This window comes from Spirosoma endbachense (assembly GCF_010233585.1).
In the GTDB taxonomy this organism is placed as follows: domain Bacteria; phylum Bacteroidota; class Bacteroidia; order Cytophagales; family Spirosomataceae; genus Spirosoma; species Spirosoma endbachense.
The window spans coordinates 5,558,065-5,570,428 of sequence record NZ_CP045997.1; the positions used below are offsets into that span (position 1 = coordinate 5,558,065).

Below are 12,364 nucleotides of genomic sequence, written 5' to 3' on the forward strand. Positions count from 1 at the left end.
TCAGCCGTGACAAGCCAGTCGCGGTAGTCTGGCCAAAACTACTAAGTAAGTAGTCAGTATAGAGGTCGAGGGTTGTCTGCATACTCAAAATTAAACCAGCCATCCAAAAGGTGGCGTAACATCAGTTTTTAATTAGGACTTTGGCTTACCAGCCAGCTGCTATACGGGATTAAGCAAAGGCCAAATTCTTGCCTTCATAAACAAAGAAAAAGTAATAGGGAAACAGGGAACTGGAAGTATACTAATTCATAAAATGCTCGGTCATATAAAGAGTGTCTTATAAATTTTCAGCAAAGCAGGAAAAGGAAGTATATTTTCCATTAGTTTTCAAAATCCGCCAGAACCTGATGTTGTTGAGCAAGCTGGTTAAGCTCAATAATATTTTTCACTTCCAACTTTTCAAATATCCGGCAGCGAAATGTGCTTGCCGTCGACGCACTGATAGCCAATGCATTTGCCACTTCCATAGCACCAAAGCCCTTTAATAAAAGCATTGTAACCTCAAATTCTCTGTTTGACAGCTTATCAAAAGGAGAATCTACCGCATTATTGATTACAGCATTGGTAAACATTTCAACCTGTAACTGAGACACATACCGCTTGCCACCGCTAATGACACGGATTGCCTCTGAAAGGATCTCGTCTGGTTCTGATTTGTTAACGTACCCCATAACGCCAGCTCTAAAAAAACGGGTAGCGAATACCTTATCCGGTTTGACAGTTATTATCAGAATCTTAAGCTCAGGAGAAACTGACAACGCATCTACAATAAGTCCCAGCTCATCGGTTTCAGGCATATTTAGGTCAGTCAACAACATGTCGAACTTTGTCGTTCTCAGCTTCTTGATTACCTGTGCTCCATTTGCTGCGAATTGAACCTGAGTATTAAATCCCAAAACTTCTTTAACAACCAGTTGAAGCCCTTTTCTAACCAACTGATGATCATCCGCTATTAGTATTGACATTGCCATACGATCAATTTATGCTGTTAACCTCATTATCGACCAGATTTTGGCTGATAATGAGGTTAAAGTAACACAATATCGTAATAAGTTGCAATATATCACTGACCAAAACAGTATGATTGGGAAAATCTACACTTGTCAAAAGCAATGGCAGGCCGACATCGATCCATAAAATGACTCGAGTATGTTCCAATCCCTGAGTAAATATGGGTGAGTTGAATTTGCGCAACAGACCTCAAGTGGGAATGAGTCGTAACCTTTCATCCGGAGTACCGTAAAAGCACTTGGCTTGCGTTTACTTTAACATCAGAAGCAAACTAGTGCTCGGCCAAGTTAAACCTATAAGCCGGGCCAGCTTATAGGTTTGTCATCAACCCCATTCATGACTATGCCGTATAAACTATAAATTGGAGAAGAGTACTAGTTGGTACCGTTATACTATCTTAGTTGATGGTCAACTTTAAAGTTTTCTATCCACGCCTTATTGTGATCGAGCGCACGCTGCTTACAGAATACTTTTTCACGAACAGATCCTCCTTTGTATTAATTGGCTCGTCATTGACTGCAACGATAATGTCATTTGTCCTGACTCCCCAACTATAACCATTACCCTCGTTGACTACCTTCAAAACAAAGGCTCCACGGTCGTATCCACCGGTCGCATCGATCAAATCACCGTCCGTAATATTGTTAACAAGAGCCCCAAACCAATTGACAGCTGCATTATACCCAGCTGATGGGTTATCTTATAGCACTGACTTGACCTCAGGAGCGAGCAAAGTCTTCAACCAGGATGGAACACTCTTGTTTTTATCCAGGATGTATTCTTCCTGCATTGAAAACCCTACCGGCGAACCGTTATTGAACGTCTGTGCCTTTAATGTTAGGGTTCGATCAAGTAGACTCGGTTCAGTATAAGCCCTGCTGCCAAGAGTGGGGTCTGTCCCATCAAGCGTATAATGTATGTCCCCGCCACGTGCGTCGGGCAGTAAGACTACGTTTAACGTTTTTCCAAAGGTTCCACTCCGCGGTTTGGCACGTGTCATAGTATGCCCAAAAATGTCCATGGGAAAGTTTTTGAAACCTATTTTTAGGGCAGGAGAGGAATCCTGCACTCGATAATCCTCGTTTTCAGGACTGCAAAAACCGGATTTGTAATTAGCGAATGGTTATCGTAGCCCGCTTGCTGCCATTGCTCATAGGTCTTATCAGTTGTCATGCGAGGAACCTATACGTTTGCATTGTAATAAAGGTTGCTGTCAATTTTTTCACTCCATCGCATGTTAACCGGCATACGGATTGGTTTGAAGAAAGTTTCAGTTGTATCGTCGGGTCCAGCATATTGGCTTTGTGCTCCCTGTTGGCGCAAGCCAGTCGAAAATTCTGGGCATCGAACAGCCGCGGCCGACTGCCCACTATCGGCATAGAGAAACAAGCCCTAAAGGTTAATTTTGGCCGACTACAGCAGTATGCACAACACCTCAAACTCAAACAAGGTCGCTATTCAGCTATTTGAGGTTTGTTTTTTGAAGACTGACCCTTCTAATAAACTGGCTCTTCCGTACTTTGTGTGGTGGACTAAGTGTTCAGCCTACATGAGTACTGAACTTGCATTTTCTGTTTATCGGCCCAATAAACAAACTGGACAGACTATTTATCGGCTACGGACAAGCCTGGTTACAGATTATTTGATCAACGAGTTGGCTAATTCAGGAATTCAGTCAATCAACGGTTAAGCGAAAGTCTTGTAACCATGATATTCCCGCGTCCAGTGCCAGGCTCCGACGGCAGCAATAAAGCAGAAAGCAAAATATTCGACGCCAACAAACTTCACGCCTTTTACAAAATACATGTAAGTCAGAATGGCATCTACGCCCAACCAGACATACCAGCATTCTACGCGCTTTTCAATCATTAAAAACGTTGCGACAATGCTCATGACGGTTGTGAACGAATCGAGGTAGGGGAAGGCACTGGGCTTGCTGAATAGTACGGGAAACCATTCGTGCAGGTTGCTGGCAAAAGTGCCAAGTAGCGCGGTTGCAATGATACCAGCCAGCGTCCATATGAGGAATTGTCGGGCAGGCATTCGACTAATACGAAGCTCCTGTTTCGTATCCGCTTCATTTTGTTTCGGGTGGGTCCATCGCCACCAGCCCTGTAGATTGGTGATGAAGAAAAACACCTGCAAAAACATATCGGGATATAATTGAACCTGATAAAACAGGAAGAAAAACAGGAAGACACTAACCGCACCAATCGGCCAGCTCCAGATGTTGGCCCTCGCTGATAACCAGACGGCTACCGCACCGCTAACCGCTCCGAAGAACTCAAGATAGCTCATCGAATAACCCCAGAGCGTAAAGAAAATCGTATTGATATCGAAAAAATCAGCCATGAATGGAAGTAATCGGCGGGAAATCTTACCTTTCTGCGAAAGTACGGATTAACCATTTATCTCAACCCTACTTATGCAACGTATTGCCATGCTCGGTGGTGGCTTCATTGGCCGCTTCTATGCCGAATCCATTCACGGACAACGTAGCCGCGACAAAGTTGTAGCTATTTATGCCCGTCGGGAGGAAACGGCTAAAAAATTTGCTGATGACTATGGATGCGACTTCGCTTCGACCAATATGGAAGAGGTGATTGCCCATCCTGATGTCGATATGGTTTGCATTGCCCTTCCTAACAACATTCATGAAACCGCTGTAAATCTGTGTGCAAAACACAAAAAATCGGTAGTATGTACAAAGCCACTTGGCCGGAATGCCGAAGAAGCCCTGCGAATGATGCAGACAGCCGAAGAAGCGGGCATTTTTGCGGGCTACCTCGAAGATTTGTGTTACACGCCCAAATTCCTGAAAGCAATAGACAGCGTTAAAAATGGCGCACTGGGCCGGATTCTCTGGGCAAAGTCGCGCGAAACCCACCCTGGGCCACATTCTGACTGGTTCTGGGATAAGGAACAGGCGGGGGGGGGGTGTATGCTCGATCTGGGTTGCCACTGTGTTGAAATTGCCCGGAATTTTATCGGTAAAGATGTAAAACCGGTCGAAGTAATGTGCTGGGCTGCCACACAGGTAAAACCCATTGATGCTGAAGACCACGCAATTGCGCTGGTAAAATACGAAAATGGCGCAATTGGGCAGTTTGAAGTAAGCTGGACGTTCCGGGGGGGGATGGATCTTCGCGATGAGGTGATGGGTACCGAAGGAACGATCTGGATAAATAACTTTCTACGAACGGGTTTCGAAATGTTCACAACTGGTAAAGGGGCCGATTACGTAGCCGAAAAAGCTGAATCGACCACTGGCTGGCTGTTTCCTGTTGGTGATGAAGTAAATGATCTGGGCTATAATCACATGTTTACCGACATGTTTAAAGCGCAGGAAGAAGGTCGTGAACCCGCCGAAACCTTCTACGATGGCTACGTGGTCAATGCAGTGCTGGATGCTGCCTATAAATCAGCCGAAACAAAGCAGTGGGAAAAAGTCATGCTGCCGGTCTGGCGCGGCCAGGAAGGGCTAACACCGCAGACGACACTGGTCGATTACGACGAGCAACACTACCTGATTAAAGAAGAAGTAACCCACGACGGTCGCCATAAAGTCATTCTGAAAGACAAGCAGACTGGTAAGATCAGCGAACGTGATCTGGTGTAGTGAAATAACTAGTTCAGTAATGATCATCGACGATAGTTCATAGACCTAAACCTGTTGATTGCATGAAACCGCTGTATGCAGAGCTATTTCTGGGTGTTGGCCTGGTGATGGCGATAGAAAATGTGAAGGGTCAGTGTATCGTGTCCCAGAATTCGCAGGGGCAGCTAGTTACCACATGCACAGTAACGGAGTCGCGCGGTACAACGGTTGTTCAGAAGCTATACCTGGGTAGTGAGTTCCTGAATTTCCCTATTTGGCAATTTGGGTCTGTCGATATCGACGGAAACAGCAAAGGACAGCCTTGTGAAATTGCCTTTAATGTGAGCAGAGACGAGGTTTCATACCGGCTTTCATCCGATACAACGCGAATCATAACAGGGCATCCCGTAGCTTTTACAATCAATGGGGCGAAGTTCAGCAGTCAACCGTATAATGTTTTAGGGATAAAGCAGCGGATCTATTTTATGCACCTGTATGAAGGAAAGGTGAAATTGCTCCGGCATACAAAATGTACATTGAAACAGTCGGCGGATACGAATAACGGCTATAATATTGCCAAGCAGGATAGCTATGTCGGTTATTACGAGATGATCGACGAATATTATATTCAGCAGAAATACAAACCTCTTCAGAAGGTCTCCCTGACCAAAAAATCACTGCTTCGTTCATTGGGCGATAACGCAAAGGAGCTGGAAGCACGCATACCCAAGGGCCAGCTGACCGTTAATCAGGTAGTTAATTTGCTGGCTCATTATGACGGATTATCGACACAGTAAGTATCAATTACGTAAAGGAAGTATGTCGAAATTCCGGATAATATCCTGTAGGTTTATTGGGTTGGCTTGATTTCCGGAATTCCTGCCAGTCGTTTACCCGTAAACCAAGTACGCCTTTGGCTTCGAGCCGTGCCACGGTTTGTTAATCGTCATCAAGAACCGTGGCACGGCTCGAAGCCAAAGCCCTACCAAGATAAAACCCAATCATTGGTACAAAAATGGGTAAGACCAAATCCTTAAACCAATAAATTTCTGAAAGGCCGAGAAACTGGTACACGGTTTTCATAGAAGCAAATTATATAGGATCTATCGACTGACAAATAGAAATTAGGCTATATATTGGACGCATAATATATTCATTTGCAAAAAAATACTTGCTGTGGATGGCTTACAGAATTTTACTGTGAAACGGAATGTGGCTAGAGTCTAAAAAAATCGTTGTTATCGGAGGTACGACCGGTATGGGCCTGTCGGCTGCGCTAGCGTTCGTACGGGAAGGTGCACAGGTTGTTGTGGTTGGACGAAACCCCGAAAGCTGTACAATAGCGGAACAGCAACTCGATGGTAATGGACTAGCTATGTCCGGCGATGCTTCAGACCCGCAAACGGCCCCTAAAGCCATTGCGCTTTGTCAACAGATTTTCGGCGGATTCGATGGACTATATCATGTGGCAGGTGGTAGTGGTCGCCGTTTCGGTGATGGGCCTCTTCATGAACTCACCCTGGATGGCTGGCATTATACGGTCAATCTTAATCTAACATCCCTGATGCTGTCGAATCAGGCCGCCGTTCGTGCGTTCAGAGCACAGGGAGAGGGGGGCACTATCCTGAACATGGGGTCAGTGCTGGGGTCGCGACCATCACCAGCTTACTTCGCTACGCATGCCTATGCCGCTATGAAGTCAGGCGTAATTGGCTTTACCAAATCGGTGGCTGCTTATTATGCCAACGACAACATTCGCGTCAATGTGATTGCCCCGGCCCTGGTCGAGACGCCAATGGCCCAGCGTGCCACCAAAGATGAAACGATCATGGCCTTTACCCGAACCAAACAGCCGCTCGATGGTGGCCGGATCGGACTACCTCATGACCTGGATGGGGGGGCTGTTTATTTCATGTCCGACTATTCGGCTTTTGCCACAGGGCAGGTTCTGACTATAGACGGTGGCTGGAGTGTGAGTGATGGGCAATTGTGAACCCATTTACTTTTGGTGATGACCAGGGAAATCGGGGTTCAAATGATCACTCAAAAGCAGGTTTCTATAAAAAAACAGAGTTCGGATAAATGAATGCAATCGGCATTGACCTCGGTGGGACCTGGATTAAAGGCGTGCTGATGGACATAGAAACGGGTGAAATCGTCAAGCAGCTCTACCATCCTACCAACGGCGAGAAAGACTGGAAGCTGGCGGTCGCCGAAACTGTTGCCGACTTAAAGGCGCTTTCATCAGGACCAGTCAAAGCCACGGGCCTGTCTGCTCCCGGTTTACCAAACGAAACCAATCAATACATTGCGTTCATGCCCGGACGGTTGAGTGGTCTGGAAGGGTTTCATTGGGGCCATTATCTGAATGATTCCGTCCATATTGTTAACGATGCTCACGCTGCTCTACTGGCCGAAAGCCGGTTTGGCGTTGCCAGAAAGCAACGTAATGTGGTCATGCTTACGTTGGGCACGGGCGTTGGGGGAGGAGTTCTGATTGATGGCCGATTGTATCAGGGGAATTTTCAGAAGGCAGGAAGTCTTGGTCACATCGCGGTCGACAGTGAAAGGGATCGGGACATTACCGGAATGCCGGGCAGTCTGGAAGATGCGATTGGAAATGCAACCGTCGAAAAACGATCATTAGGCCGATTTACTTCAACCTATCAATTACTGGAAGCCTATAAACAGGGCGATTATTTCGCGCAGTGGGTCTGGCTATCGTCGGTCCGGAAGCTCGCGGTTGGGGTCAGCTCACTCATTAACTGCTTCTCGCCTGATCTGGTCGTTCTGGGTGGGGGCATTACGCAGGCTGAAGATGATTTACTGTTGCCGCTGGCCGAATTTATGAATCTATACGAATGGCGACCGGGCGGTCAAACCACACCGATTAAAATTGCTCAGTTTGGCGATATGGCAGGCGCTATTGGAGCCGCAAGTTTCGCTATTCAATCAGAGCCAGGATTTCTTTGATGTTGTAACTACACAATTGACTGAACTAAATACGCTTAATCCGATGAATCTCAACGGGAAACCCGGTAGTGTAGAAATGACACACCAGTATATTGCCAGGTGCCGCCAAATTCTTGACACAGTCGAAAGTCAGACTACTCAGATCCAGCAGGCCGCTAAGTGGTTTGCCGATACAATTCTGGCAGGCCGTATGGTTCATGTCTTTGGGTCGGGCCACAGCCGGATTATGGTCGAAGAAATGTGGCCCCGTTACGGCTCTTTCCCTGGTTTTAATCCAATCGTCGAACTCTCGCTGACGTTTCATAATCTTGTGGTCGGGGCCAATGGGCAGAGGCAGGCTATGTTTCTGGAAAATGTGCCGGGGCTGGCTGACCGTATTCTGCGAAATTATACGCTAACGGATCAGGATTCTGCGCTGATTATCTCCTCATCTGGTTGTAATGTTGTGCCAATTGAGATGGCTGAACTTTTTCAGCGACAGGGCGTAAAAGTGGTGGCACTGATTACAAAAGAGCATTCTGAAAAGAGCACAAGCAAACGGGCTGATGGCAGGAAGCTCAGCGATTTTGCTGACTTGATTCTGGACACGGGTGCACCCGTTGGCGATGCCATGTTGGCAATACCGGGATTGGATACGCCCGTAGCACCCGGAAGCACAGTAGGAGGAGCTGTGCTTGTCAATAGTATCAAAGCCGAAATTGCGCAACTGCTGACCGAAGCCGGACGACCACCCAAAGTACTCAGCGCGGGCGTTGTGGTGGGAGCTGAGCGCGCTGTTGAACTATTTGAGTCGGCTTACGATGAACATGCCCATCGACTGGCAAAGCTGTACGAAAATGTGGGCATTCCGAGTTACGTTAGCGAACCGAATCAATAGCAAACAATGATTGAAACCCAGCGCCTTACAATCGTTCCCCTGACGCTCGATCAACTTCGCCTTCATATCGCAGGCCAGAACCAGTTAGAAAATGAATTTGGGCTAAAAAAGGGGCATCGGGAAGTGGTTGAACCCGTGTTGAGCATCATTACTTATTTTGCTATTCCACGCCTGCAGGACCCAACCAATGACGCACTTTACCATACCATGTGGCTGGCTATCGATCGCCAGAAACAACAGTTCGTTGCGGAGGCAAAATTCAAAGGCGAACCCGATGAGAATGAGACTATTGAGATCGGTTATGGCACCTACCCTGCCTTTCGGCGGAATGGCTATATGAGTGAAATGGTAGGTGGTTTATTGACATGGGCAGCGCAACAACCGGGCGTTGGCCGAGTAATAGCAGATACTGAAGCTGAAAATGTGGCCTCCCAAAAAGTACTGGAAAAAAATAAATTCAGATTGTTCGACCGCGTAGAGGATATGCTTTGGTGGGAGTATAGGGTCTACCGTTAACAAAAAAAAGGCATTTTATTGCCTCCTTATAGTATCATATTTTGGGCTGGTACATCGTAATTAATTGAAGAATTAATACCTTTAATCGCATTTAATAAAAAGGAACTAACACAAAAAATCGCTACTCTAATTTATTGATAGGCAGCAGGTTTATTTGATGTTATCATTTGATTTAATTTGCCTCTTTTGAAAATTATTTTGATAGTCAGTAACCCTGAAAAAGAAAAAAAACATGAAGAATGTCTCCTTAGCTGAGAAAATGAACTTGCCATGGGTCGAATCTCCTTTTTTTAATGATTTATTACAAAAAAAAGAGCTGACACCCGAGCAGCATGAAATGGTTACGCATTATAATCGCGAAGGATTTTTGTTGTTGCGCCAGCAGGTAAGTCACGAATTGATTGATCGAACTCTACAGCAGATCCAGAACGAATATCCAGCCAAGGTTGGCGAGCAGCCCTCCCGTCATCAGGATCTATGGAAAAAATACTCAACTGTTCGCGAGATTGCGAGCGTACCACAGATTTTTGACGTACTCCGCTTGCTTTATGAGCGCGAACCAATTCCATTTCAGACGCTTAATTTCAAATTCGGCACACAGCAGCGGGCCCACTCCGATACCATTCACTTTAGCAGCACGCCCGCTCGGTTTATGTGTGGCGTGTGGGTGGCATTAGAAGCAACAAATACCAATAACGGACCATTATTTTACTATCCACGTTCGCAGCGGCAGGAGGAGTTCAATTACTTTGATATCGGTATAGAAGCAGAGGAGAACTACGCTGAATATCCGCATTACGAAGATTTTATGGAGGAATTCATGGAAGCTAAAGGATATCAGCGCCAGGAAATTCATATGGAAAAAGGTGATGTACTGATTTGGTCGTCAAATCTGGTGCATGGGGGCATGCCAATTAAAGGGGGGAATGTGACACGCTGGTCGCAGGTAACGCACTATTATTTTGAAGGATGCATGTATTACTCGCCCCGTTTTTCAGACATGTTTGCCAACAACCTGAATTTGCGCCATGTCGTTAATATTGCTACCGGAAAAGTAGTACAGCACAGCGAGAATGGAAAGCCAATAGAAACCATCAATACGGGGAGCTTTCGCTATGCCGTTAGCCACAATTTTACCTTACCGGTGTTGCTGAAAGAAGTCTTCAAAAAAGTAATCGGTAAAAAGCCGTTCTAGCAGAAAATAAAATGAATAATGTGAAATGTAAAAATTGTTCCGAACTTACAACAAGGTTTATAGTACACATTATTCATTGAAAAATGCAGTCAGTTCCTGTTAAAACTACAGTTGTTGGATCGATGCCGTTCCCTGGCTGGCTCGAATTTTCGAGTCAGAATCTTGCTCAGTTTGGTCCTGCTGATATCAGCGAAATGATTGAAGACGCCGTAGTTGCGTCTGTTCACGATCAGGTGGCGGCTGGTTTAGATGTTATAACCGATGGTGAACAAACCCGGTTTGATTTTAATCTATCGTTCTATGGATACATCAATGGGATTCAGAATAACGATACCGAACTCAGGCGATTTGGGCCGCCTGCTCACGACCAGCGGGGTAAACACAACATTATTGAGCCACTCACGGCCCCTAACGGATTGGGCGTAGTAGACGAATACCTGCGTTTGAAACGACTGGCTCCAGAGGGTCAGGGCCTAAAAGTTTCGATCCCTGGCCCTTATACACTCAGCGGGCGGTTGTTGCCCGGAAGTTTATACAAAGATCGCTGGGAGGTGACTGAAGCCTTATTGCCACTCGTCAATAAGGAGATTGCTGAGTTGGTTGCCCTTGGTGTTCCGGAGATTTGCGTCGATGAGCCGTCAATGTCCTGCTACGCCTACCGCGAGGATACAAAACGGTTTGTCGATATTTTCAATCGGACAGTTGCGCCGGGGGTTGGCAAAACCCGGCTTTCCATGCACCTCTGTTTCGGAAATTATAAAGGCCGGTCGGTCGGTAAGAAAACGATTGCTCCTATGCTCCCCGACTTTCTGGATATGACCGTAGACGAGCTTCACTCCGAGATGACCATCCTGAATTTTGCCGAAGTTAATCTGTTAGAGCGATTTGCCGAAAAGTTCGATGTTGCCGTCGGGGTGATTGATGTAAAAAGTTATTACATCGAAACTCCAGACGATGTTGCTGAACGCATTCGTAAATGTTTACCCTTTGTTCCAGCCGAAAAACTGGCCGTTGCGCCCGATTGTGGTCTCAGCCAGACAGCCAGATGGGCAGCAAAACAAAAATTAGCCAACATGGTGGCCGGAGCAAAAATTGTTCGTGCCGAATTGTAGGGTCAATACCTACCGGTTCTACAGGCTTTTTTTCAGCTCATCGGTGAGCTGACAACGCTCGCCGGTAAGCTGATCAATATTTTCGTTATGAAGCATCCGCAGGCGGGCATTATCGAAGTGTTCGCTGTAGGCCGCACGGAGTTCTTTCCGCTTCATCGCTTCCAGAAAACGTCGAACATCATCGGGTGTTTCGAGCAGGAGGGGAGGTACTTCGGTTGGGCGGTCGAGATCGTCTTTGGCGACCATCGTAAAATAGCTGGTGTTCGTATGTTTTACCGTGCCGACTTTTACGTTTTCAGCGATAACTTTTATGCCAACGACCAGCGAAGTCCGGCCAACATAGTTAACCGATGCCATAAGCGAAACCAGTTCACCAACTTCAACCGGCTGGCGAAAGTTGACTCCATCCACAGAAACCGTTACGCAATACTGTCCGGCATGCTTTGCTGAACAGGCGTAGGCAACTTTATCCATCAGCGATAGCAAGGTGCCACCGTGAATCTTACCGCCAAAGTTGGCATAAGCTGGAATCATTAACTCAGTCAGCGTTGTGCGCGAATGACTGACGGGCTTGGCTTGAAGCGACATGGTAAGGGAAAAGTGGGGTCATAAAAAAACACCGTCATCATACGGACGGTGTTTTTCAAAAGTAGTATCGGAATGTTATACGGCAAAACTTTCGCCACAACCGCAGGTACGGCTGGCGTTCGGATTTTTAAACTGGAATCCTTTGCCATTCAAACCGTCCGAAAAATCAAGCTCAGTACCGGCCAGATACAACAGACTTTTACGGTCTACCAGAATCTTAATGCCTTTATCTTCAACGACATGGTCGGTTGGTTGCTGTGTTGCATCAAATTGTAGATCATACATCAGGCCCGAACAACCTCCGCCCTGCACAGCCACCCGAATGGAATATTCGTCGGCAATGCCATCTTTCTGGCGTAGTTCAACAATCTTATTTTTAGCGATTTCTGAAACAGTAACCATAGTCGTAATAGAATCGATTTTGACGCGAATTAATGCTGATCTATTAACTTTCTGCCAATCGGAAAAGTTCTGTTTACCCAGCGTCGTCGCTC

General features: G+C 46.3%; 14 protein-coding genes. 8 read left to right on the top strand and 6 right to left on the bottom strand.

Going from position 1 to position 12,364, the window contains the following annotated elements:
* Positions 1–320: 320 nt before the first annotated feature.
* The 3 genes from GJR95_RS22440 to pnuC all read right to left on the bottom strand — a co-directional run bounded on the left by GJR95_RS22440 (position 321) and on the right by pnuC (position 3,363).
* Entirely contained in the window at positions 321–971 is a 651-nt protein-coding gene (locus GJR95_RS22440; protein WP_162387989.1) for a response regulator, read from the bottom strand.
* 740 nt (positions 972–1,711) lie between these two features.
* Positions 1,712–2,011, bottom strand: coding sequence for a chitobiase/beta-hexosaminidase C-terminal domain-containing protein (locus GJR95_RS22445; RefSeq protein ID WP_162387990.1), 300 nt, complete (start codon positions 2,009–2,011; stop codon positions 1,712–1,714).
* Between the two features lie 686 nt (positions 2,012–2,697).
* Positions 2,698–3,363, bottom strand: coding sequence for a nicotinamide riboside transporter PnuC (gene pnuC / locus GJR95_RS22450; protein ID WP_162387991.1), 666 nt, complete (start codon positions 3,361–3,363; stop codon positions 2,698–2,700).
* Between the two features lie 73 nt (positions 3,364–3,436).
* Between pnuC and GJR95_RS22455 the strand changes: the two genes are divergently transcribed.
* Positions 3,437–4,630 carry a Gfo/Idh/MocA family protein gene (locus tag GJR95_RS22455; RefSeq protein WP_162387992.1) on the top strand — a complete coding sequence of 398 codons (1,194 nt, stop codon included), beginning with the start codon at positions 3,437–3,439 and terminating at the stop codon, positions 4,628–4,630.
* Between the two features lie 62 nt (positions 4,631–4,692).
* Complete coding sequence (locus tag GJR95_RS22460; RefSeq protein ID WP_162387993.1) at positions 4,693–5,406, top strand: hypothetical protein; 714 nt, start codon at positions 4,693–4,695, stop codon at positions 5,404–5,406.
* Positions 5,407–5,413: 7 nt separating this feature from the next.
* Here the strand turns inward: GJR95_RS22460 and GJR95_RS42560 are convergent, their stop codons facing one another.
* Positions 5,414–5,542 (bottom strand): hypothetical protein, encoded by a 129-nt coding sequence (locus GJR95_RS42560; protein WP_262889725.1) that lies wholly within the window; start codon positions 5,540–5,542, stop codon positions 5,414–5,416.
* 277 nt (positions 5,543–5,819) lie between these two features.
* Here GJR95_RS42560 and GJR95_RS22465 point away from each other — a divergent pair, with 277 nt between their 5' ends.
* From GJR95_RS22465 to GJR95_RS22490, 6 genes are all read left to right on the top strand, one after another.
* Complete coding sequence (locus GJR95_RS22465) at positions 5,820–6,602, top strand: SDR family NAD(P)-dependent oxidoreductase (protein ID WP_162387994.1); 783 nt, start codon at positions 5,820–5,822, stop codon at positions 6,600–6,602.
* A gap of 89 nt (positions 6,603–6,691) precedes the next feature.
* Positions 6,692–7,582, top strand: coding sequence for an ROK family protein (locus GJR95_RS22470; RefSeq protein ID WP_162387995.1), 891 nt, complete (start codon positions 6,692–6,694; stop codon positions 7,580–7,582).
* 43 nt (positions 7,583–7,625) lie between these two features.
* Positions 7,626–8,459 (top strand): sugar isomerase domain-containing protein, encoded by an 834-nt coding sequence (locus GJR95_RS22475; RefSeq protein WP_232540826.1) that lies wholly within the window; start codon positions 7,626–7,628, stop codon positions 8,457–8,459.
* A gap of 6 nt (positions 8,460–8,465) precedes the next feature.
* Complete coding sequence (locus GJR95_RS22480; protein WP_162387996.1) at positions 8,466–8,975, top strand: GNAT family N-acetyltransferase; 510 nt, start codon at positions 8,466–8,468, stop codon at positions 8,973–8,975.
* A gap of 232 nt (positions 8,976–9,207) precedes the next feature.
* On the top strand, positions 9,208–10,170 hold the full coding sequence (locus tag GJR95_RS22485; protein WP_162387997.1) for a phytanoyl-CoA dioxygenase family protein: 963 nt from the start codon (positions 9,208–9,210) through the stop codon (positions 10,168–10,170).
* A gap of 83 nt (positions 10,171–10,253) precedes the next feature.
* Complete coding sequence (locus GJR95_RS22490) at positions 10,254–11,282, top strand: methionine synthase (protein ID WP_162387998.1); 1,029 nt, start codon at positions 10,254–10,256, stop codon at positions 11,280–11,282.
* An 18-nt stretch (positions 11,283–11,300) separates the two neighbouring features.
* On the opposite strand, the gene GJR95_RS22495 is transcribed toward GJR95_RS22490, so the two are convergent.
* Both GJR95_RS22495 and GJR95_RS22500 read right to left on the bottom strand, forming a co-directional pair.
* The gene (locus tag GJR95_RS22495) at positions 11,301–11,870 is read right to left on the bottom strand and encodes an acyl-CoA thioesterase (RefSeq protein WP_162387999.1); all 570 of its coding nucleotides are present in this window, start codon (positions 11,868–11,870) and stop codon (positions 11,301–11,303) included.
* Between the two features lie 75 nt (positions 11,871–11,945).
* Positions 11,946–12,272 carry a HesB/IscA family protein gene (locus GJR95_RS22500; RefSeq protein WP_162388000.1) on the bottom strand — a complete coding sequence of 109 codons (327 nt, stop codon included), beginning with the start codon at positions 12,270–12,272 and terminating at the stop codon, positions 11,946–11,948.
* Positions 12,273–12,364: the final 92 nt, after the last annotated feature.